A 22,142-nucleotide genomic window follows, 5' to 3' on the forward strand; every position below is an offset into this window, starting at 1 on the left:
GTTCGTAGTTCTGAAACATCGTTGCGAACGGGTGGGACGATCCAGCCCCGGTCGACATGCATCCACTCATCCCCGCTGTCGCGGCTACCACGATTATCATTCTGAAAATCGATTTCCATCCTTGAGTCAACATAACTCCATCCTTTCAGTTCAGTACATCATTCCTCCACAAACACTTCCGATGCTAATTCCATGCGTCGTTGTCCCGGCGGCGATCCTGCCGCTCACTATCTCTATTAACGCTGCAACACGCGGATTGTCGACAAATTTCGGCGCCGTTCCGATCCGAATGACCGTCTGACACACTGCCCACAGGCCTTAAACTCGTCAACTCCGCAGAAGAAACCTCGCGAGCGGCAAGTCCTGCCGGCAAGCGGAGCCCTAAACTCTATCCGCGGCTAGGTGCAGGAAATCTGAGAGTCGTCAAATAGAGCTTGCTTCATCCACGTAATGAACACCGAATGCGGGCGTGTATGTGGCTCACCCGCTCATGCTTTGTCACGGCGATGGTGTTGAAAATGGCACAGATCTACTTGCTGGTAGCGCTGGCAGCATTGTTTTGCGTGGCCACACCTTTGCCAGCCATCGTCGCGTTTCGCGCAGCGTGGCACCCGGAATTCTTCTGTGAGCGCACCATTCTTCGAAAGCTATTGCTGCTGGTGCCTACCACAATCTTTCCCGTAGTCGTGCTGTCCCTGCATGCAAGTTCTCCATCGCTCCATTGGAAAGATAGTGGAGAATCCTATTTCAATTACCTAGCGCGAGGTTCGGCGTCGTGGATCTATTTTCCACCGTTTGCTATGGCCAATTTCCTGATTGGCAGGACAGTCGTCGACACGGAGTACGCCCACAAGACACTATTGACGCCGATCAGTTTGGTGACTTGCATTCTCATATGCGCATTTTTCACGCTCGGCAACCTGAAGGGCGCTTGGCTATTTCCGTTGTCGGCGGGCTGCGGTTATTTCTACGGTCTCCAAACTCTGATTCAACGACGTGGTCTGCCGCGAATAACAGCGAGACATGTGTGGTTGATCGTCGGGTGGCTAATGACAATGGCGGCGACTGTGACCATCGGAGCGGCCAGGACCAAGCAAATCGTGTCAGAGCTGCCTGACGAGCCGCCAGGTTGTTTTATCGTTACTGCTGCCTGCCGAGGGCATCAAACGGTTGTCCGAAGTACAGTAGACACGACCACGGGACAGCTGACAAACGACCAGCTTGCTGTCTTTCGCACGTTCGAACGTTGGTTACAGGAGCGTAAACCAGTCGTTCACAAAGTCGCTCGGCAAGTCTACAACCGCGTTGCTCCGCCGATCGCACGCGCAATCAGGTTTCGCTGGCAGGCGGACTGCGTGTATTTGATGCTGAAGCCATTCGAATGGTTAATCCGGGTGACCATCGGCCGCTGACGAAACTGCAACAGTATGCCCTGATTCACGCATCAACTGTGCGTCTTCAGAATGCCAGGTGCCTGGCCAACGGGCGAACGCTTTCCATGCGGAAGCTTTGAGTCAACATTGCGTTCGAACTGAAAAATGTGACGCGTGTGAGTTACGAAACTGTTTGCCAACCGCTAGAAAAATGGCAGAGCAGTTCACACAATGAATTCGTGCACTCAAAGTTTTGCAAGGGGGCGTGTGACACGCGTCCGAGTGACGAAACACTCCACATACGAAAGTGATCATGTCCCTGAAAGATAGAACCATCGTTGTCACCGGAGGCACTTCCGGAATTGGCGAAGCCTGTGCGCGGCATTTCGTTCAGTTGGGGGCCAACGTTGTCATGGCGTCTATTCAGCAGGCCGAAGGTGAGGCGCTGGAAGCCGAGTTATCCGAAACGTCGCGGGCAAAGTTCATTGCGTGTGACGTGACTCAGGAAGACCAGGTGCGAAGTCTGATTGACGGCGCCGTGGCTGCATTTGGCCGAATCGACGCGATCCACTGCAACGCCGGTGCGTGGGGACAGGGGACGGCGGAAGATTTCGACGACGCCATCTGGAACAAAGTGATGGGCGTCAATGTTAAGGGAGCTCTATTGACGGCAAAGTACGGCATCCCGGCGATGCGGGCGACGGGCGGCGGGACGATTCTGGCAACAACATCCGTCGCCGCCCAAATCGGTTTTCCCCAACATGCCGTTTACTGTGCATCCAAAGCTGCGTTAGAAGCTTTGGTTCGTTGCCTTGCCGTCGACTACGCGGGCGTTGTGCGAGTGGTCGGTATCAGCCCCGGAACCGTGAAGACACCGATGCTGGCGGCGACGTGCCAGGGCTGGGATAAGCCGATCGAGGAGTTGTATGCAGAGGTCGCGAAAAAAATTCCTGTGCGACGTCTGGGAGAACCGGAAGACGTTGCCAAAGCGGCCGCTTTTCTACTCAGTGACGACGCCAGCTACATCAACGGAACGATTCTGACATTGGACGGCGGCACTATGCCACTACCGCCGTGGTGATTAAGCGTTCCAGCCGCCGCTACACTGCAATAACTCCGCACCTTCCCGTCCAAACACCACCATGCCGAAAACCTACGAAGCCAAACGTCTCGAACCCGGCGCGTCGATTGCCATCGACGGTCACGGCAGCTTTTCTCGCTGGCAGGCGGCCAATGTATTGACCGATTTCGACTTCCCGTGGATCAAACGCACGCCCCCCGCCACTGAATTCCGCGCGTTGTGGAACGACCAGTCTCTGTTTCTGCGTTATGACGTCACTGACACCGATGTAGTGCTTGGGGATGGGGCGAACGCGATGGAGAAGGTGATCGGATCGGACCGCGTGGAAATCTTCTTCAGCACCGGGCCCGATTTGAAACCGTACTATGGAATCGAATTTGATCCGCGCGGGGAAGTGCTTGACTACCAGGCCCGATTCCATCGAGAGCTGGACTTTGAGTGGGCATGCGACGGTCTGAAGGTAGCCACGTCATTGAATGACGCGGGCTACGTGGTGGAAGCCAGCCTACCGATTGCGACATTCAAGACACTAAGCTGCCTGCACCGTGATGACGGCGGCGATTACCTGATTGCGGGGCTGTACCGAGCAGAATTCAGTCACGGTCCGAGTGGCGGAGCGATTGTTGAAGACTGGATGAGCTGGGTCGATCCCGAAGTTTCGACTCCTGACTTCCACGTGCCCACATCGTTCGGAACCATTCGACTGGTCCGTTAATCACGCCAAATCCGCGAACTCCGTTGCACCGCCTTCGAACTTCATGAACTCAATTACCGCGCCGTCTTCTTTCACAAATGCGACGCTTAAACCGGCCATTGGAGTAAACGGCTCAAGGATAATTTCCTTGCCGGCAACAGCCGCCGCCATGTCATCAACTCGGTAAGCCACATGAGGCATATCGCGCAGCGGACCAGTGACCGGCGAGTCGTTTTCGAACCGAAGAAATTCGACGCGGTACGGATGGTCTGCCGGATCTGTCACCCAGACTTTTGTGTCTTCGACATACGATTCGTTTGGTTGCTTCTCCTGCGTTGGCAGGCCAATATGATGAAAGATTCTGCCCATGCTGACTCCTTGTTTTCGTAACAACGTTGCTTAATTCAATCCGGCGATGTTGCCTGTCGCGTGTCGGATGAGAATACAGGAACTGCGATGAGCCTGCACTCCGGGCATGCATTGAAGTGTGGAATTGTGCGGTTAGGATCCACAAAAAAAGGAGTTCAAAATGAATAGAACAAAGCCGATCCGCTGGGGAGTTATCGGCCTGGGTTGGTTCGGCGAAGTGCATGCTGACAACCTGGCCGAAATGCCGGACATCGAACTGACCGCTCTGTGTACGCGGCGCCCCGAACGAGTTGCCGAAATCGCAGACCGCCTTGGCGTTGAGAATCGCTACACGGACTACCACCAGTTGCTGGCCGATCCCAATGTTGATGTCGTAAGCGTCACGACTCACATTAACGATCATCGCCAGATTGCAATTGATGCACTGCGAGCCGGCAAGCATGTGCTGCTGGAAAAGCCGATGGCGCCGACGGTCGCTGACTGCGACGAAATTGTGAAGGCGGCCGAAGAAGCAAGCGGCCTGTTTATGGTGGGCCACATCTGTCGGTTTGATTCCCGAGTCGCTCTGGCGAAAGAAGCTATCGAGCAGGGACGCATCGGCACAATCATTTCGATGCACGCTCGGCGAAACCTTTCCACCGCAATCGGCCAACTGGTGTTAGACGACATTTCCGCTTTGATGGGAGACGGTATCCACGATGCTGACCTCATGCTGTGGTTCAGTGAAGCCAAAGTGCAGACGGTCTATGCTCAGGAAGTTCATCCTGGGAAAAACAAATACCCGGATGGAGGCTGGTCGATCGCTCGGCTGGATAACGGGGCCGTGGCTGTCGTCGAATCGGTCTGGCACCTACCCGAAAGCACGCCCTATGCGATTGATGCTCGGCTGGAAGTCATCGGCACGGAAGGAGCGTTGTACATCAACTGCGGAGAAGCGGGCCTGCAAATTCATGATGCCGCGGGCGTAAAAATACCCGACACGATGTACTGGCCTCGTCCGTTTGGCCAGTACGCCGGAGTCCTGCAGGAAGAACTGCGCTACTTTGCGAACTGCGTGCAAACTGGTGAAGCGCCCACACGAATTACTCCTGGCGAATCCAGAGCTGCCGTGGCATGGATGGCGGCCGCCACGAAATCTGCTGAGTCTGGTTCTGTGATTGCATTTTGAATCGAACGGCGCACCGCGTTTCAGCAAGGAACATCGTTTTGAAAACACCAAGCTCCGTTCTCACAAACCCTCGCTGGAATTCACGCGTGTCGCAACGAGTTCTATTAACCTTGCTGCTGTGTTGTGTCGCTGCACCTCTGCACGGTGATGATGATCTTCCCGGCGGTGGCCAGGCGACTCCCGTAGATTCGATCTCCCTGCCCGCTGGGTTTCGAGCTCAATTGCTGCGATCGGCGGGTAAGGGCGAAGGTTCGTGGATTAGCATGACGTTCGACAATCGCGGTCGAATTGTGCTCGGACGCGACAAACGCGGCGTGGTGCGACTGTCTCTGAACGACGAACGTGACAGTGTGGATCACTTCGAAGTGATCGATAACAAGCTGCAGCATTGTCGAGGCATTCTCTGGGCACACGATAGCCTGTATGTGTGTGCAACAAACGCCAGCGGTTTGTTCCGTCTGCGAGACAATAACGGCGATGATCAGTTCGATTCCGTACAGGAAATGAAGTCCTTCGATTACAAAAGTCGCTACGGACACGGACCCAACCAGGTTGTGTTGGGCCCAGACGACATGCTGTACATCGTCAACGGAAACGATGTGGCGTTTCCGGAAGGTTTCGCGGTCGATTCGCCCTATCGAAATCCACAGGACGACCACCTGTTGCCTGAACCGCGAGATTCCGTGGAAGACATTCGCGTGGGGCATATTGTGAAGACCGATCCCGACGGTACGAACTGGGAAATCGTCGCCGGAGGTTTTCGCAACCAGTTCGACGTGGCCTTCAATAACGAGGGCGAAATGTTTACCTACGACGCGGATATGGAATGGGATGTCGGGCTGCCATGGTACCGCCCGACTCGGTTGAACCATGTTGTCTCCGGCGGCGAATACGGATGGCGATGGGGAACGGGCAAGTGGCCGGAATACTTTGCCGATAGTCTGCCGACGACGCTCGATACCGGTTTGGGCTCACCGACGGGGATGGAGTTCGGTACGCGGTCAAAATTTCCGCCAGGCTACCGTGACTCTTTATTCATGGGCGACTGGCAGCATGGCCGCATTTTTCAGGTTCAGTTAACGCCGCGCGGTGCCAGCTATGGCGGCGAATACAAAGTCTTTCTGGAAGGCGGAGCGTTAAACGTTTGCGACCTGACTTTTGGACCAGATGGAGCCATGTACTTCATCACCGGCGGTCGCGGTTCGCAGTCGGGGCTGTATCGAGTCACTTATGATGGCCCTGAAGTTGCGAAAGAGTCGCTCACCGCCGAGCAAACTCAGCAGGCACAGGAAGCCGTCGCTGCACGCGAAGTCCGACACCAGTTGGAACAATTTCACCGACGCCGCGACTCCAAGGCAGTTGATGTTGCCTGGCCTCTTCTGAACAGCAACGATCGCTGGTTGCGATTTGCGGCGCGTCTGGCCGTTGAACGTCAGTATCCCGCATTGTGGCGCGAACGTGCGTTGCGTGAATCGCAGCCGAGAGCGTCGATTGCCGCGTTGCTGGCGTTGGCTCATTTGGGGCGTGCTGAGGATCAGTCAGACTTATTGGCGGCACTGAATCGATTGCCGTTGAAGACGCTGGATCGAGAACAATTGCTGGACGCTCTGCGATTGTGGCAATTGAGCTTTATTCGCCAGAGCAAACCTTCTGAAGCAAACAAAGCTCGTGCCTTGAGCCAACTGGATTCATTGTACCCGCACACAAGTACCTACGTGAATCGTGAATTATGCCAGTTGCTGATCTACCTTCAGGCTCCCAACGTAGTCCCGCGCACAGTCGAATTGATCCGCACGGCGATCAGCCAGGAAGACGCCATCTATTATTCACAACGGCTGGCTCGTGTGTCCGAAGGCTGGACGGTTGAAACACGCGAGACGTTCTTTGATGCGTTGCTTGCGGCTCGCCGTTATCAAGGCGGAAATCTGTTGGATGCTTCTCTGCAGCATATTCGGGAAGACGCGATTGCCAAATTGACCGACGCGGAAAAGAAGCACCTGAAACCTCGACTGGAACAACTCGCGGTCGCTTCTGAAGAAGCCGACGTACCGGAATTGCCTCCCGCTGCGTTTGTCAAACAGTGGACGTGGGAAGAACTGGAAGCCGAACTGCCGCGCACTCGTCACGGTCGATCATGGGAACAGGGCCGCGCCGTATTGGCCAAAGCGCAGTGCGTGAAGTGTCATCGCGTGAGCGAGCAAGGCAGCTCAACGGGACCGGACCTGACGCACGTCGGACGCCGCTTTGACGAACGCGCGCTGCTGGAATCGATTGTCCACCCGTCCAAAGTGATTGACGAAAAGTATCGCCTCAGCAACTACGTGATGGACAGCGGCAAAGTGGTTACCGGTCGCCCGGTTGGCGTGTCAGCCATCATGATCACCGTCCAGCCCGATTTGCTGAGTGCTGAGACGGTGGCGTTAAAACGCGAGGAAATTGAACAGACATCACCGGCCAGTCTGTCGCCCATGCCGGCCGGTCTGGTGAATGTCCTGACGCTGGATGAAATACTGGACGTGATTGCATTCCTAAAATCCGGCGGCGATCCGCACGCAGCCGCTTACAAAGCTCGCCCATAGCGGGCTGACGATACACCAACAACCGGAGATAATCTCTTATGAATTCGCTCACCGCCAAAGCAATGCACTTCGCCCTCGCGATCGCGTGCGTTTTATCAACGCTAACCGGAACGGCTTCCGCCGATGAACGGCCGCCTCTTAAAGCCGGCATCATTGGTTGCGATGCTCACGCTTTGCCGTGGACAAAAATCATCAACGCCGCCGACGCGACTGGAGAGCTAGCCGACATGACGGTCGTGGCCGCTTTTGCCGGCGGCAGTGACGATATTCCGCAAAGCATTCAGATCCGAGACAACAGCATCGAAGGTATCAAAGCACTCGGTGTCGAGATGGTGGATTCGATCGACGAACTCATCAGCAAAGTCGACGTCGTGATGATTCTTAGCATCGACGGACGCACTCATCTGGAACAAGTGCGGCCTGTGTTTGCTGCCGGCAAGCCTGTGTTTGTGGACAAACCCATCGCCGGTTCACTCGTCGATGCCATCCGTATTTTTCAGTTGGCCAAAGAACACAACGCTCCGTGTTTTTCGAGTTCCTCGCTGCGATTCGCATCGCGAACATTGAATGTCGGCAAGGATCCAAAGCTGGGCGAAATCGTGGGCTGTGATCAGTATGCGCCCTGTGCCCTGGAACCTCACCATCCCGATTTTTTCTGGTACGGCATTCACGGAGTTGAACCGCTGTTTACGATCATGGGCACCGGCTGCGAATCAGTGACCCGCGTGCACACCGAAGGAACCGACATGGCGGTTGGTGTGTGGAAAGGCGGTCGCATCGGCACGTTCCGAGGCATCCGTGATGGGCAGCGTGGCTACGGCTCAACAGTGTTCGGAACAAAAAGCATCGTTCCCGGAGGCGGCTTCGATGGCTACGAACCGTTAATCGTGGAGATCGTCAAATTCTTTCGCAGCGGCAAGGCTCCTGTCAGTGAAGCTGAGACGCTGGAAATCTTCGCCTTCATGGAAGCGGCCGACGAAAGCAAACGCCAGGGCGGTGCTTCTGTGGCGTTGAAAACCGTTTTAGAAAATGCCAGAACAACGGCGAGCAACAAATAGTTTGGCGATCGCCGAAAGTCTTCCTTCCCACCACCCACCTTTCCACACCCTCCCCTGAAAATTCATCATGACCAGATCTCTCCTTGCACCATGCCTCGCTTTGTTTTTCTGCCTGTCGGCGGCCACGGCTGCTGAATGGGAAACGGTTTCCGTTCCCGGCGAGCAGGACTTCACGGGCTTTGCCTGGTACCGCACGTGGCTGAAGCCCCATCCTTCGTTTTTCAACAAGCACGAACGCGACCTGTACGGCGAGTCCGTCATTCTAAATGTGCGTGGCCTGACTGGAGCTCACGAACTGCACATTAACGGCAAAAAGATCGGCAGCGGCGGCCAGTTTCCACCGGAGTTCAAAGACGGTCGTGACGGCAATCATCGACACAAGATTCCGTCCGGCACATTTGTCCCGGACCAATGGAATGAGATCGCATTTCGAGTTTACAACCCCGAAGGCAAAAGCGGTTTTCTGACCGAAGCGCCGTTCATCATGAACTACTTTGAAGAGTGCGTGTTTGAAGGCAAGTGGGAGTTCCGCAAAGGTGATGAGCCATCAGTCGGTGGCGCCCTGAAGGAAAAACCAACGACGTCGGCGTTCTCCGACTTTCACCAGTCCAACCGCGTGTTGGGCGAAGCGGCGAAACTGTTTCACGGCGACAAACTTCCCCCGGAAGAATCGTTCGCCAAAATGAAGGCGGCGGATGACTTAACCGTGGAACTGATGCTGGCCGAACCCTTGGTCGCTCAGCCTACGCACTTCAGCTTCGATTCGCGAGGCCGACTTTGGGTTTCGCAGTACCGACAGTATCCGTATCCGGCCGGTCTGAAGATGATTAGCCGTGACCGCTACTATCGTTCACATTATGACAAAGTTCCACCCGCTCCGCCCAATCATGTCCACGGTCGAGACATTGTTTCGATTCACGAAGACACAGATGGCGACGGCAAATACGACAAGCACAAAATCTTTCAGGACGGCCTGAACATGGCGAACGCGGCCATTCGCGGTCGCGGCGGTGTGTGGGTGATGCACACGCCTTACTTGCTGTTTTATCCGGACAAAGATTTTGACGACGTGCCCGATGGTCCGCCCGTTGTGCATTTGCAGGGCTTCGGCATGGAAGACACTCACTCAGTCGCGAACGGCCTGACCTGGGGCATGGACGGCTGGCTGTACGGAGCTCAGGGAAGCACAACCACCTGCCACGTGACTCGACCAGGCATTGACCCGCCGAAGGCTCCGGGAGTCTACTTTCAGGGATGCATGGTGTGGCGTTATCATCCGGAAACTCATCGCTTCGAAATCTTTGCCGAAGGTGGCGGCAACAACTTTGGTCTGGAACTGGATGCTGGCGGACGATTGTTTACCGGAAACAACGGCGGACAGACACGCGGCTGGCACTACATGCAGGGCGGCCTTCATTTAATGCAGGGCACCACGCCGAACAAGTTTGGCCCCGTGCGCAATCCCTTTGCCTTTGGCGAACTGCCGCACATGGGCACGGAACAGCCGATTCCTCGGTTCACGCATTTTGCCACGCTGGTCGAATCGACGGCGCTGCCGAAGAAGTACCAAAATTCGTTTTTCAGCGTCGAGCCGCTGCATAACTTTGTGATCGCCAGTGGACGCAATGTTCTGGGAGCGACATTCCGGACTGACGACATCGGCAAGGTGCTGACGTCCGATGACTTCGCGTTTCGTCCGGTATATATCGGTAACGCTCCGGACGGTTCAGTGCTTGTGGCCGACTTCTATGAACACTATATCGCTCACGGCCAGCACTACCAAAGTCAGATCGATCCCACGACCGGCCGCATCTTTCGATTGCGAGGCAAAGAAGAGAAGCTCGAGCAGGATCTGAACCTGCACAGCAAGACGACGGACGAACTGATCGCTTTGCTGGATCACCCAAACCGCTGGCACCGTCACACGGCCGTGCGGTTATTGGGCGAACGCAAAGACAAGTCATCAGCGGCCCCGTTGCGACAGCTTGTTGCAGAAGGCGAAGGTCTGAAATCGCTGAACGCTCTGTGGGCTCTGTATCAGGGGTTTGGCTTAGACGACGAAACAGCGCTCGCCGCGCTGCAGCATCCGTACCCGATGACTCGCTACTGGGCCGTGCGTCTGATTTGCGACGATGTCGGCTTTGCTCACAAGCGAAAGACCATCGGACTGGCAGATAGCCTGGGTGAACTCAAAGACGGGCCCACCGAAGTTTCCCACAGCTTGTTGCAGGCGATCCTGAAACAAGCGGCCGTTGAAGACAACGCGGAAGTGAGGTCTCAGATTGCCGGTTCTGCCAGACGACTGCCAGCCAGTCAGGGGCTTACTCTGGTGAAAGCCGTGTTGAAGCATCGCGAAGACATTGATGACCTGTACGTTCCATTGTTGTGCTGGTGGGTTCTGGAAATGAATCTGGATCGCGACCGCGAGGCGGTGATGGCGTTGTTCGAAGACGCCGACTTTCGCAGCGAGCCGATGGTCGTGAAGCACATTCTGTCACGAATGATGCGAGGCCTGGCGTTGAAAGGTAAGAACCATGACCTGCAGCAATGTGCCAGACTTCTGGAACTTGCAGACAACAAAGAGCAGGTCGATCAGTTGCTGTCAGGCTTCGAACAGGCGTTCGCCGGACGGAGGATGATTGGCCTACCGACGAAGCTCGCCAAAGCTCTGGTCGACAGCGGCCGTTCGTCGCTGGAACTGCGAGTTCGTCTGGGCGACGAAGCGGCCACGGCCGAAGCGATTGCAGCGCTATCCAACGACAAAGCACCGTCCGAGGAACGCTCAGCCGTCGCTCGCACGCTGGGAGAAGTGAAGGCGGCCGACAGCGTTGAACCGTTGCTGAACGTCGCTCTTACAGCAACGGACTCCGCACTTCAGCGAGCTGCCCTGACAGCAGTCGCCGCCTTTGATGACGCAGAGATTGCCGAACGCGTACTCAATCACTTTGCGAAATTTCCAGCGGACGTGCAGCCAGCATTCTTCGACGTGATGTTTAGCCGGATCGCCTGGACTCGCCAATTGGTCAACGCGATCGCCAGTGGCACTATTCCTACGGACGGCATTCCCAACGACGTTGCTGTCCAACTAAGGATGCATTCTGATCCGTCTATCGCAAATCTTGCTACACAACATCTTGGCGAAGGGGAAGCTCTGAAGCCGGAAGATATTCGGCAACGAGTTCAGCAAGTGCGAGCCATCCTTGACGGCGGAACGGGAAATCCGTACGCGGGCGAAGCGACGTTTATGACTCGCTGTGCGGCGTGCCACAAACTCTTCCACAAAGGTGGCAAGGTCGGACCGGACCTGACTCCGTATCAGCGAGGCAATCTGGACACCCTGCTGACCAGCGTGGTTGCTCCGAGCGCGGAAATCCGCGAGGGGTTTGAGTACATGTCGGTGGTGACGGTCGAAGGCCGCATTCTGTCCGGTTTTCTTGTCGATCAGGATAACCAGATTATCACTCTACGCGTGAAGGCGGGTGAGGACGTTCGCATCGAAACCAAAGATGTGGACGAAATCGCTCCGGTCGGCCGCAGCCTGATGCCCAACGGTTTGCTGAACGGTCTAAGCGATCAACAGCTAAGAGACTTCTTCGCTTACCTGAGGATCTCGCAACCAATTTCGCAGTGATCGCAAACGCCTTAAGCGAAGGCACGCGGCTGATCGGACGAACGCCTTGCACTGTGTGCCATTAAGAATTTGGCCCAAAAGAAAAAACGGCACACCGGCTCTGAAATTCAGAGCCGATGTGCCGTCGCCCTACCCGATCTTCGTGGTCAGTCGCCTGACCGATATCGGCATTCAGCCGGGGGTGTTCCCGCCTGAAGCTGTATGATGATTCTTAAGACCCGGTCCGACATAGCGTGGCGGTGTGCCGAGCACTTCCAGTTGTACGGTCTGTTCGCCTTCGACGGTGCCCACTACCGAAATCAGTGATCGTGTGGCATCGTTAAAGCGTTCATCGTGCTCATTGCTGAGCGAATACCATTCCAGCCGGTCGACTGATTTAAACAGATCAGTCATCCGGCACAGATCGATGCGATAGCTGACGTGATCGATCTGCCCGTCTCGCGGCCCGCCAATAATTTCGGTCGTGCCAAGGTACATCGTGACAATCCAGTTGCGGTCGCTTAACTGACAATCAAACCCAACGCGACCGGCGTGTTCCAGAGGTTCGAACACCTCAGCTGCGTTTTGAATGAAGCTTCGCAGCCATTGTGGCCGGTGGTCTCGCCGTTCCCTGCGATTGCGATAGTCCTCCATCTGCTGCAGCAGTTCTTCAATGGACATTTATATGAGCCAACGGTTATAGGATGTGAAACAGTACATTCCCGCGGCAGCCTGAAGTTGTGCAGGTTGCAATTTCCAATCCGTCGGTCCCGGGATGAAAGCGTCCGATAGCTGCCATGGGGCAGGATCGCTGTCACGTAACAGGTGTATCGGGCTGACCGAATCGGTCGGCCATAGGAATGTGCCCGCCGGTCGTCGGATCGCCCAACAGCGGGTGGATTGGTGCTGTCAGCACGCACCACAACCGTTGCGCGGCTAGTACCGGTTGCACTCATTTTATTTCACGCCGAATTCTCTCTACACTTCCTAACCCTCGCTGACAGGGTGTTCCTGTCGCGGTTGATGTTTGAATTTTACACTCAGGTGTCCTGTGTCGATTGTTGTACAGAAATTCGGTGGAACCAGCGTCGCGGACGCTGAAAGAATCAGTCGCGCTGCTTTGCGAGCCGTCGAGACGAAACGCGCGGGGCATCAGGTTGTGATGGTCGTGAGTGCTCGGGGCAAAAAGACGGACGAACTGGTCAGTCTGGCCTCAGAAATCACCAAAAAGCCGCGTCCTCGCGAAATGGACATGCTGCTGTCGACGGGTGAGCAGGAGTCCTGTGCTTTGATGGCAATGGCCGTCCACGAGCTGGGTGAGGAAGCCATCAGCCTGACGGGGGCTCAGATTGGCGTAAAAACAGACGGCAGCCACACCAAAGCTCGCATCATCAGTATTTCGACCCAACGTATGAAGGATGCTCTGGACGCCGGGCAGATCGTGATCGCGGCCGGGTTTCAGGGCGTGGACGAAAACTTCGACATCACAACGCTGGGGCGAGGTGGCAGCGACACGACTGCCGCCGCACTCGCCGCCGTGCTGGACGCGGAACTTTGCGAAATCTACACCGACGTCGAAGGCGTGTTTACGACAGACCCGCGAGTCGTCGCGGATGCTGCTAAAGTCGAGCAGGTTTCGTACGACGAAATGCTGGAACTCGCAAGCCTGGGGGCTGGCGTGATGCATTCGCGTTCGATTGAATTTGCGAAGAAATACCACGTCAACCTAAAGGTGAAGCCGTCGTATTCCAACGGCCCCGGCACGTTAATTGGCCCCGTCCCGGTGGCCCCTGCGCCGATGGTGACGGGCGTCGCCTTTGTCCGGAATGAAGCCCGAGTCAGCCTGATTGACGTTCCGGATCAGCCGGGGGTGATGAGCGAAGTGTTTTCGCGGCTGTCCGAAAACAAAATTCCCGTCGACATGGTCGTGCAAAACGTGGGAGTCAACGGAACGGCCGATATCTCGTTCACGGTGGCAGAAGATGACCTCGAAAAAGCACTGCAAGTGGGCGATGCGGCCACCGCATCGTTGGGCGGAACCGTCGAATCACTGGGCAACATGTCGAAGGTGTCAGTCGTCGGCCACGGCATGCAGACTCACACAGGCGTCGCCGCGCAGATGTTCTCGATCCTTGCGGAGCACGACGTGAACATCAACATGGTGACCACCAGTGAAATCAAGATCTCCGTCCTGATTGATCACGACCTGTGCGAAAAAGCGACGCGAGCCATCCATTCGGGGTTCCATCTCGATCGAAAGGAAACCGCGACACCAGAAATTGGCGTAGCATCGCCCAACATACCTCGAGCGCGAACCGACCGCGACGCTACCAAGCTGGAAGAAGACATTGTGTCTCGACTTAGCGGCATGGAAGACACCGTTGTCAGCGACATTTACGGCGACGATTCTCAGGCCCGCGTCACCATCACTCAACTGCCCGACACCCCGGGGATCGCAGCCCGCATTTTCGCAGCGGTGGCCAACGGCGGCATTCTGGTGGACATGATCATTCAGAACGCGGCTCAGGACGGCCGAGCCATCATTTCGTTGACGGTACCTTCCGATGACGTGGGACAATGTATCGAACTGCTGCGAACTGCGGCTGGCGATAATCCCGATGTGCAGTTTTCCTTCGATCAACGGATCGGCAAGCTGTCAGTTGTCGGGATCGGCCTTCGTAGTCACACCGATGTGGGAGCTCGCATGTTTCGCACCCTGGCAGACAATTCCATCAACGTGCAAATGGTCAACACCAGCGAAATCAAAGTCAGCGTCGTCGTGGCGGCGGAAGAGATCGATAAAGCACTGACGGCTCTACGTGGCACGTTTGGCGTTTCGTGAAGGCGGATCGTTCGTTCGTGCGGCTGAGGCTTCCTGAGCCGCAGATTCCATCTTCGGCTGCGCGGCGTATTAATCGTCCGGCGTCAGGATTTTCATACCCTGGTCGAACCCTGGATCGTTCCAACGATCGATGACGTGGCCGCCACTGTCCGTGCCATCGGGACCGACGCTCCAAACCACAGCCGTCGCGGACGCCGCTTCGTGGCGATAGCCCATTGGCGTTTGGTCCGGAGCAAACGGATCTGACGGCCACTCGCTGAGGTACTCATTCAGAATCTGCTCCAGTGTATCGGGCAGTCTGCCGGGCTCTCGAAAGGACAATTGCGCGGACAACACTACCACCAACTGCTTCTGCCTTGTCTGTTCACGCAGAATACCCTGGCCCAGAGGCATGCCTCGGCCGACGGCCCGCATTGCCACGGGCGATCGAGCACAAAAGCGTTCGATATCAGTGACTGGGACGGACTCACGGTCTTCTCCGGCGATTCTGGCCTCAAACAGGTAGGGAGGAACTATGCGTTGCGGCGATTGCATGTGCTTCGGCAGATCGCACTGCGACAGCCAGTTCTCATACGTCAGCCTGATCACCCGCTTTCCGACCTCCGGTTCGTTTCTTAAGAAGGACAACAGCGGTTGGCTCTCATCTTTAAACGCATCAAAACTGGATGCGGGCGAATACCTTTGCAGCGTGTCCATCTGTAGGAAATACTCACTGCGCAGGTTTGTCGACATCGGTTTGGTTAGCCCATAGTCTTCCACGATGTTCGACAGTGCAGTGAGTAGTAGTTCCGAATCCACGGCAGAGTCTGCCGCCCGTGCAGGGATGCTCGTACTCACTTCCGCGTGAAAGCTCGCCGCCATTAACCTATCGATCGCGCGACCGTGCATACCAACGTGGCGACTGTGACGAAAAGCCACGCGCAACCACTCCCACGCTTCCGCCGGGCTTCCAGTGGCTCTTAGGCGCACCGCTTCCAGACGAGCCAGTTTCGACAGCGGCCAGTGCTGTCCAATGCTGACAAACGTTTCGTACGACTGTTCTTTCGGCTGTACAGTCCACGCCTCGTCCAGCTTCGCCCCCTGCTTCATCAGTTCGAGTGTGGGGCGACTGCTGTCCAGCCACGCTCTGATTCCAGGCGTCGCGTGCGTCCAGCCTTTATCAAGCGCCCGTTGCAGCTCGTCAACGGCGTTCCCTTCGGAATCGACGGCATCCGAATCCGGTTGTTCCGGGGGGACCGCCGCTTGATAGTACAACACGGCGTTGGCGTCATCGCCGGAGACGACCGTGCCAAATTTTTCGACGTCAAACGGGGCACCGATGTCCGGCAACCCAGCAAGTTGCGCACGTCGATAGAGAAACGGTGCCGCAGCAGCGATGGCTACAAAAACAAAGGCGATAACTCCAAGCACGCGTTTAAGGCGACGAAGGCGCCGACAATGCTTGCAAAGCACATCCGGGCGGCCCTTCACTGGCAAGTCGAGTGCCTCGCCGCACAGCTCACAGCGTTCTGATGCCATTTGATCACTCTGGGGCCGAGATTCATTCGTTCCTACAGAGGGACGAACGAACGCAGGACCACTGCGGATCAACGTTCTCAGCGAAAACGGAGCAAACGGGACTCAGACGAAAGATCACACGGCTGAGCACTGCTGAACGAAGCAGCGGCGACCCGATCGGAACGGGACGCGGTCGTTCAACTAAGACTCTTTCGACAGATACAACCGCTGGATGTCTTCCAAGGTGACCGTGATGACACGCGTGAAACCAGTGTGGCTGCGAGAGTAATCAATGTTCGCGGCCAGTTGCGGCTGGCGGTGAATTTCACTGGCAACCCACGCTCGATCTTCCGGCGACAAATCGCCGACGGAATCGTCCCACAACGTGCGAGTCTCCATCACCAGATCGTCAATGCGAGGATCAAATTTCTTGGCCATGGTGCTTTCTCGTAGCCTAACTCGTAAGAGTCAAACAATTTACGCTTACGATCAATGGTCGACTGCAATTATGAAATTGGCGCCCAGCGTTTTCAGCTGCGCTATTTGCTAAGCCTCGCCGGACGGGATGGACTCTGATGAGTCGAATGACGGCAGGCTACTCAACAGAGGCCAGGTTGACAAGTTTGCGAGCTCGATCCAGCTTGCGTCTCAGGACTTCCATTTCTTCGTCCGACGTCGCTTTTTCGGCATTGGCTTCAGCCAGTTCTTTGGCTGCCGCAGCTTTGCTGATCTTCGAAACCGGCTGCGCTGAATTGGTCAGCACTGAAACCTGCTCGCCTTTGATCTGAATGAATCCGCCTTCGATGAAATACGATTCGCTCTGACCGTCGATGCCGCTTAGCTTCAGTTCCCCAACGCCAAGGCGCCCCACCAACGGGGCTCGCCCGGGATAGACTCCCGCACTACCGTCGAACATGGGAACTCGGATCGACGCCACAGGGCGGTCGAACAAAGTTTTCTCCGGGGTGACTAATACTAAGCGAAGGTCTAACACGATGGATTCTTTCGTAGACCGACCTCTCCGAGTCGATCCATTCCGTTATCTTGTTTTCTAATCGGCCAACAACTCTTGCTGATTAGATTGCTCTGCTTCAGCAACACATTCCGAAAACCTTGCCACTCGCTCAACTCGGAGAGATCGAGCGGTGACTATTTTTCAGCAGCCGCCTGCATTTGCTTGTACTGTTCTTCCGCTTCTTCAATCGCACCCACGTACATGAATGCCGATTCCGGAAGGTGGTCCCATTTACCGTCGCACAGTTCTTCGAAGCTGCGAATCGTATCATCCAGAGACGTGATCTTACCCGGTTTGCCGGTGAAGACTTCTGCCACAAGGAAGGGCTGAGACAGGAAGCGTTCGATTCGGCGAGCACGATGAACGACAAGTTTGTCGTCTTCGCTTAATTCGTCAACACCCAGAATCGCGATGATGTCCTGAAGTTCGCGGTAACGTTGCAAAGTCTGCTGCACGCGACGAGCCACGTTGTAGTGGCGTTCGCCGACGTACTGCGGGTCCAGAATTCGACTGGACGATGCCAATGGGTCGATCGCCGGGTAGATACCCTTTTCCGAAATCTTTCGTTCCAGGTAGATGAACGCGTCCAAGTGAGAAAACGCAGTCGCTGGAGCTGGGTCAGTTGGGTCGTCCGCAGGAACGTAGACCGCCTGAACAGACGTGATCGCTCCCTTTTTGGTCGACGTAATTCGTTCCTGAAGTTCGCCAAGCTCAGTTCCCAGTGTCGGCTGATAGCCTACAGCCGATGGCATACGTCCCAGCAACGCCGATACTTCAGAACCCGCCTGGCTGAAGCGGAAAATGTTGTCGACGAACAACAGCGTGTCAGCACCCGTTGCATCACGGAACCATTCAGCCATTGTCAACGCTGACAGAGCAACTCGCAGACGAGCACCCGGTGGTTCGTTCATCTGGCCGAACACCATGCAGGTCTGTTCGATGACCGACCGGCCGGTGTCACCGATCTTGGCTTCCTGCATTTCCAGCCAAAGGTCATTTCCTTCGCGTGTTCGCTCGCCGACTCCTGCGAATACTGAATAACCACCGTGAGCACTCGCGATACGAGCGATCATTTCCGTCAGAATTACTGTCTTGCCCAGACCGGCTCCGCCGAACAGTCCCGCCTTACCACCTCGAACAAACGGTGTCAGCAGGTCGACAACTTTGATGCCTGTTTCGAACAATTCGGTCTTGGCCGAAAGGTCTTCCAACTTGGGAGGATGACGGTGGATAGCCCACTTTTCGTCGTGCTCAACATCGCCGCGACCATCAATGGCGTCGCCGGTGACGTTGAAGACTCGACCCAGCGTCCCTTTTCCAACGGGAACAGACAAAGGCCCGCCAGTGTCGGTCACGGTCATGCCGCGAACCATGCCTTCGGTGCTACCCAGGGCAACGCAGCGAACTTTGCCGCCACCGAGGTGCTGCTGCACTTCGCCGGTCACGCTGATTTCAATGCCGTTGGTCGTTTCGGTGACCTTCAAGGCATTGTAGATCGCGGGAAGGTTTTCTTCCGGAAACTCGGCGTCAAAGGTAGAGCCGATGACCTGACTGACTTTGCCTGTATTTGAATCGCTCATTTTTGATTTCCCTGGCTTACGCTTCGGGTTAATGCTTTGTAGGCCGGACAAACGAAGTGCAGTTCCGGCAATGTTGTAAGGGTGCCGGAACGTCGCTGCGCGAGGTCCGGCCTACGTTTGCTTTGCTTACTCCAACGCCGCGGCCCCGCCGATGATTTCGGCAAGCTCCGACGTGATGCCCGCCTGGCGAGCTCGGTTGTATTGCTGTTTCAGATCGCCCGCCATCTCGTCCGCGTTCTCGGTGGCTCCCTTCATCGCAACCATTCGAGCAATCTGCTCGCTGACCGCGGCGTCGAGGAAGCACTTGAACAACTTGGCTCGAAAAGCGGCCGGAACGATCTCTTCCAAAATTTCCTGTGGAGAAGGCTGGAAGTCGTAGTCCACCGCACCAGCGCCCGCCGACTCACCTTCATCCGTGTCACCAGACAGGCTGGAGAGCGGCAGAATTGACTCCACAATGGCATGCTGCCGCGAAATCGATTCAAAAGAGGTGTACGAAACGTCCAGACGATCGATGCGACCAGCGATGTAGTCTTCGACGTAGCGAGTTCCCAGTTCATCGACTTCAGCAAACGTAGGAGCGTCTTCGAAGTGCGTGTAACTTTGGTCCATCGCAATTTTCTGGAAGTTCAGGAACTTGATTCCTCGCTTACCGCTGACTTCCAGCGAGTAATCAATCCCGTCTTCCTTCAACTGCTTAATGTGCTTCAACGTGTTGCGAAGCACGGCTCCGTTGTAGCCGCCGCACAGACCTCGATTAGAAGTCAGCACGAGCAACACGGACTTCTTGGTTTCCGAACGTTTCTCAAGCAGCGGGTGTGAGAACTTCAGATCCGCCGAGCCAAGATCACCCACGATTTCGGAGATCTTTCGGGTATAAGCGGCCGCTTCGGTGGCGCGGTCCATGGCTTTCTTGAAACGGCTGGTCGCAATCAGTTCCATCGTCCGCGTAATCTTGCGGATGTTGCGAACGGATTTCAGCCGTTTGATAAGTAAGCGTGCGTTGGCCATGAGATATTCCGTAGACCGACCACTCCGAGTCGGTCCCGTTCAGCTTTCAATTCTCTGAACGCGGACGAATCATCGTTCCGCGCGTTCTTTGTGTTCGTCACCGTTGACTGCGACTATCGTGCACACCGCGATTGCTCAGTTCGGAGAAACCGAGCTACGCTGCTGTCGCACTTGCCAGTCTTGCTTTGAATGCGTCCAGCGCGCTTTTCAGCATGCCTTCAACTTCTTCAGTTAACGCAGCCTCTTCAATTAGCTTGTCACGCATATCGGCGTGCTCAGTGACCATGAATTCCAGCATGTCTTTTTCAGTCTGCTGGACCTCAGGAATGGGCACCTTGTCGAAGTAACCCTTGGCTCCTGCGTAAATCACGATCACCTGATCGGCAACGTGCAATGGTGCGTACTGTGGCTGCTTTAGCAGTTCCACCATACGGTAACCACGATCAAGCTGCTGCTGAGTCGCAGCGTCAAGTTCAGTACCAAGCTGAGCGAACGCTTCGAGTTCTCGGAAGGCCGCCAAGTCCAGTCGCAATGAACCGGCGATCTTTTTCATCGCTTTGGTTTGAGCGTTACCGCCCACTCGCGAAACTGAAATACCGACGTTGATAGCGGGACGGATACCCTTCCAGAACAGGTCTGGTTCCAGGTAAATCTGACCGTCCGTAATCGAAATCACGTTGGTCGGAATGTAAGCCGAAACTTCGCCTTCCAGCGTTTCAATGATCGGCAAAGCGGTCATCGATCCGCCGCCGAGTTCGTCGCTAAGCTTGACCGCTCGTTCAAGCAATCGACTATGACAGTAAAAGACGTCCCCGGGGAACGCTTCACGACCAGGAGGTCGACGCATCAGCAACGAAAGCTGGCGGTATGCGATAGCCTGCTTAGACAAGTCGTCGTAGACAACCAATGTGTCTTCGCCGTTGTACATGAAGTGTTCCGCCATGGCTGCTCCGGCATACGGAGCGATGTACTGCATTGGAGCAGGATCGGCAGAACTGGATGCGACAACGATGGTGTAGTCCAAAGCTCCGTTTTCACGCAGAACTTCAACCACGCCGGCGATTGAGGCGGCTCGCTGACCACAGGCAACGTAGACGCATTTTACGCCGGTGCCTTTTTGGTTCAAAATCGTGTCGATCGCGACGGCTGTTTTACCCGTTTTGCGGTCGCCAATAATCAGCTCACGCTGGCCACGACCGATCGGCGTCATACTGTCGACAGCTTTGATCCCGGTCTGCAGCGGCACTTTCACTGGCTGACGACCTGCCACGCCGACGGCTTCGTGTTCAACAGGGCGCGAGTCGCTGGTCATGATTGGGCCTTTGCCGTCCATGGGATTTCCCAAAGGATCGACAACTCGACCAAGCATGGCGTCGCCAACGGGCACTGACAGCAGTGTTCCCGTCGCTTTGACTTCGTCGCCTTCGGTAATTTTGAGGTAGTCCCCCAAAATCACGACACCGACGCTGTTTTCTTCGAGGTTAAAGGCCAGACCGCGGATCCCGTTTGGGAATTCCACCATCTCACCCGCCATTGCAGTAGACAATCCGGTACATCGTGCGATGCCGTCGCCCACTTCAATCACGCGACCAACTTCTGCGGTCTGCATTTGACCGCGAAAGTCTTCAATCTCCTTCTGGATGACTGAAGCGATCTCGTCCGCTTTGAATTTCATGGAAAGTTCTCTCGGTCAAACGCCCCGTCAGTGTTTTCAGACGGGTACGCAGAGATGAGTCATAAACAGTGTCACCGACCTGAATCACCAGGCCGCCGATCAAAGATTCGTCAACCGATTCCTGCAGAACCGCTTCGAACCCAAGTTTTTGATGCAGACGTTCCGCGATCTTCCATCGCGAATCATCTGAAAGTGGCTTCGCGCTGCGAATTTGCACTCGCCGCTTGCCCGCCAGTTCTTCCTGAACAACAACCGCCACCTGGCGAATCTGTTCAATCAGGTCGATGCGACCATGTCGCACCAGGACCCGCAGAAAGTTGGCGAAGAATTCCGAACACCTGGGTGCAAGTGTTCGATCTATCAGTTTCAACTTGTCGTCTCGGCTAACCGAATCCGACGTCAGCACATTGCGAAAGTCAGGGTTGCCAGCCAGCACTTCATCCACAAAGCTGGCGAGTTCTTCGTCGGCTTCATCGATATTGTTGTCTTTGGCGGCCTGCAAATACGACCGCGCGTAAAGACTCGCCACAGCCTTGGCACCGGGATCTTCCAGTACGTGGTCAGGTCGAGTTTTCAGTGGCTCGGACATA

At 55.7% G+C, this 22,142-nt stretch carries 17 protein-coding genes; 8 read left to right on the forward strand and 9 right to left on the reverse strand.

What is annotated here, in order from left to right; translation table 11 throughout:
* Positions 1 to 518 precede the first annotated feature (518 nt).
* From Fuma_RS07435 to Fuma_RS07445, 3 genes are all read left to right on the forward strand, one after another.
* Positions 519 to 1,412: a DUF6688 family protein gene (locus tag Fuma_RS07435; protein WP_145944032.1), complete on the forward strand. Its 894-nt coding sequence runs from the start codon at positions 519 to 521 to the stop codon at positions 1,410 to 1,412.
* 274 nt (positions 1,413 to 1,686) lie between these two features.
* Positions 1,687 to 2,454 carry an SDR family NAD(P)-dependent oxidoreductase gene (locus Fuma_RS07440; protein WP_077023571.1) on the forward strand — a complete coding sequence of 256 codons (768 nt, stop codon included), beginning with the start codon at positions 1,687 to 1,689 and terminating at the stop codon, positions 2,452 to 2,454.
* Positions 2,455 to 2,515: 61 nt separating this feature from the next.
* Positions 2,516 to 3,169, forward strand: coding sequence for a sugar-binding protein (locus Fuma_RS07445; protein ID WP_077023572.1), 654 nt, complete (start codon positions 2,516 to 2,518; stop codon positions 3,167 to 3,169).
* Here Fuma_RS07445 and Fuma_RS07450 read toward each other — a convergent pair whose 3' ends face one another.
* Positions 3,170 to 3,517, reverse strand: a complete 348-nt coding sequence (locus tag Fuma_RS07450; RefSeq protein WP_077023573.1) for a VOC family protein — start codon at positions 3,515 to 3,517, stop codon at positions 3,170 to 3,172.
* A gap of 160 nt (positions 3,518 to 3,677) precedes the next feature.
* Here Fuma_RS07450 and Fuma_RS07455 point away from each other — a divergent pair, with 160 nt between their 5' ends.
* The 4 genes from Fuma_RS07455 (at position 3,678) to Fuma_RS07470 (ending at position 11,953) form a co-directional block, all read left to right on the forward strand.
* A complete protein-coding gene (locus Fuma_RS07455) occupies positions 3,678 to 4,685 on the forward strand; it encodes a Gfo/Idh/MocA family protein (protein ID WP_077023574.1) in 1,008 nt (335 codons plus the stop codon).
* Positions 4,686 to 4,723: 38 nt separating this feature from the next.
* Complete coding sequence (locus Fuma_RS07460) at positions 4,724 to 7,264, forward strand: DUF7133 domain-containing protein (RefSeq protein ID WP_145944033.1); 2,541 nt, start codon at positions 4,724 to 4,726, stop codon at positions 7,262 to 7,264.
* A 38-nt stretch (positions 7,265 to 7,302) separates the two neighbouring features.
* Positions 7,303 to 8,322 carry a Gfo/Idh/MocA family protein gene (locus Fuma_RS07465; RefSeq protein ID WP_083731875.1) on the forward strand — a complete coding sequence of 340 codons (1,020 nt, stop codon included), beginning with the start codon at positions 7,303 to 7,305 and terminating at the stop codon, positions 8,320 to 8,322.
* Between the two features lie 67 nt (positions 8,323 to 8,389).
* A complete protein-coding gene (locus Fuma_RS07470; RefSeq protein WP_077023576.1) occupies positions 8,390 to 11,953 on the forward strand; it encodes a PVC-type heme-binding CxxCH protein in 3,564 nt (1,187 codons plus the stop codon).
* A gap of 171 nt (positions 11,954 to 12,124) precedes the next feature.
* Here the strand turns inward: Fuma_RS07470 and Fuma_RS07475 are convergent, their stop codons facing one another.
* Positions 12,125 to 12,613 carry a hypothetical protein gene (locus tag Fuma_RS07475; protein ID WP_077023577.1) on the reverse strand — a complete coding sequence of 163 codons (489 nt, stop codon included), beginning with the start codon at positions 12,611 to 12,613 and terminating at the stop codon, positions 12,125 to 12,127.
* Positions 12,614 to 12,983: 370 nt separating this feature from the next.
* On the opposite strand from Fuma_RS07475, the gene Fuma_RS07480 reads away from it, so the two are divergent.
* Positions 12,984 to 14,774 (forward strand): aspartate kinase, encoded by a 1,791-nt coding sequence (locus Fuma_RS07480; protein ID WP_077023578.1) that lies wholly within the window; start codon positions 12,984 to 12,986, stop codon positions 14,772 to 14,774.
* Positions 14,775 to 14,843: 69 nt separating this feature from the next.
* Here Fuma_RS07480 and Fuma_RS07485 read toward each other — a convergent pair whose 3' ends face one another.
* The 7 genes from Fuma_RS07485 to atpH all read right to left on the reverse strand — a co-directional run bounded on the left by Fuma_RS07485 (position 14,844) and on the right by atpH (position 22,141).
* Positions 14,844 to 16,292: a hypothetical protein gene (locus tag Fuma_RS07485; protein ID WP_077023579.1), complete on the reverse strand. Its 1,449-nt coding sequence runs from the start codon at positions 16,290 to 16,292 to the stop codon at positions 14,844 to 14,846.
* A 180-nt stretch (positions 16,293 to 16,472) separates the two neighbouring features.
* A complete protein-coding gene (locus Fuma_RS07490) occupies positions 16,473 to 16,709 on the reverse strand; it encodes a hypothetical protein (protein ID WP_077023580.1) in 237 nt (78 codons plus the stop codon).
* Between the two features lie 157 nt (positions 16,710 to 16,866).
* The gene (atpC, locus tag Fuma_RS07495; protein WP_077023581.1) at positions 16,867 to 17,265 is read right to left on the reverse strand and encodes an ATP synthase F1 subunit epsilon; all 399 of its coding nucleotides are present in this window, start codon (positions 17,263 to 17,265) and stop codon (positions 16,867 to 16,869) included.
* Between the two features lie 155 nt (positions 17,266 to 17,420).
* Positions 17,421 to 18,866: a F0F1 ATP synthase subunit beta gene (gene atpD / locus Fuma_RS07500; RefSeq protein WP_077023582.1), complete on the reverse strand. Its 1,446-nt coding sequence runs from the start codon at positions 18,864 to 18,866 to the stop codon at positions 17,421 to 17,423.
* A gap of 126 nt (positions 18,867 to 18,992) precedes the next feature.
* Positions 18,993 to 19,877 carry an ATP synthase F1 subunit gamma gene (atpG, locus tag Fuma_RS07505; RefSeq protein WP_077023583.1) on the reverse strand — a complete coding sequence of 295 codons (885 nt, stop codon included), beginning with the start codon at positions 19,875 to 19,877 and terminating at the stop codon, positions 18,993 to 18,995.
* A 154-nt stretch (positions 19,878 to 20,031) separates the two neighbouring features.
* Complete coding sequence (gene atpA / locus Fuma_RS07510; protein WP_077023584.1) at positions 20,032 to 21,552, reverse strand: F0F1 ATP synthase subunit alpha; 1,521 nt, start codon at positions 21,550 to 21,552, stop codon at positions 20,032 to 20,034.
* Complete coding sequence (gene atpH / locus Fuma_RS07515; protein WP_077023585.1) at positions 21,503 to 22,141, reverse strand: ATP synthase F1 subunit delta; 639 nt, start codon at positions 22,139 to 22,141, stop codon at positions 21,503 to 21,505. The genes atpA and atpH overlap by 50 nt, the downstream gene beginning before the upstream one ends.
* Position 22,142: the final 1 nt, after the last annotated feature.

Source organism: Fuerstiella marisgermanici, from assembly GCF_001983935.1.
Lineage (GTDB): Bacteria > Planctomycetota > Planctomycetia > Planctomycetales > Planctomycetaceae > Fuerstiella > Fuerstiella marisgermanici.

What these genes read in the sequence shown, in the direction of transcription:
- atpD (WP_077023582.1), bottom strand. Translation starts at nt 18,866, where the DNA reads ATGAGCGATTCAAATACAGGCAAAGTCAGTCAGGTCATCGGCTCTACC.
- atpH (WP_077023585.1), bottom strand. Translation starts at nt 22,141, where the DNA reads ATGTCCGAGCCACTGAAAACTCGACCTGACCACGTACTGGAAGATCCC.
- Fuma_RS07465 (WP_083731875.1), top strand. Translation starts at nt 7,303, where the DNA reads ATGAATTCGCTCACCGCCAAAGCAATGCACTTCGCCCTCGCGATCGCG.
- Fuma_RS07440 (WP_077023571.1), top strand. Translation starts at nt 1,687, where the DNA reads ATGTCCCTGAAAGATAGAACCATCGTTGTCACCGGAGGCACTTCCGGA.
- Fuma_RS07490 (WP_077023580.1), bottom strand. Translation starts at nt 16,709, where the DNA reads ATGGCCAAGAAATTTGATCCTCGCATTGACGATCTGGTGATGGAGACT.
- Fuma_RS07475 (WP_077023577.1), bottom strand. Translation starts at nt 12,613, where the DNA reads ATGTCCATTGAAGAACTGCTGCAGCAGATGGAGGACTATCGCAATCGC.
- Fuma_RS07445 (WP_077023572.1), top strand. Translation starts at nt 2,516, where the DNA reads ATGCCGAAAACCTACGAAGCCAAACGTCTCGAACCCGGCGCGTCGATT.
- Fuma_RS07485 (WP_077023579.1), bottom strand. Translation starts at nt 16,292, where the DNA reads ATGGCATCAGAACGCTGTGAGCTGTGCGGCGAGGCACTCGACTTGCCA.
- atpG (WP_077023583.1), bottom strand. Translation starts at nt 19,877, where the DNA reads ATGGCCAACGCACGCTTACTTATCAAACGGCTGAAATCCGTTCGCAAC.
- Fuma_RS07435 (WP_145944032.1), top strand. Translation starts at nt 519, where the DNA reads ATGGCACAGATCTACTTGCTGGTAGCGCTGGCAGCATTGTTTTGCGTG.
- Fuma_RS07455 (WP_077023574.1), top strand. Translation starts at nt 3,678, where the DNA reads ATGAATAGAACAAAGCCGATCCGCTGGGGAGTTATCGGCCTGGGTTGG.
- atpA (WP_077023584.1), bottom strand. Translation starts at nt 21,552, where the DNA reads ATGAAATTCAAAGCGGACGAGATCGCTTCAGTCATCCAGAAGGAGATT.
- Fuma_RS07470 (WP_077023576.1), top strand. Translation starts at nt 8,390, where the DNA reads ATGACCAGATCTCTCCTTGCACCATGCCTCGCTTTGTTTTTCTGCCTG.
- Fuma_RS07450 (WP_077023573.1), bottom strand. Translation starts at nt 3,517, where the DNA reads ATGGGCAGAATCTTTCATCATATTGGCCTGCCAACGCAGGAGAAGCAA.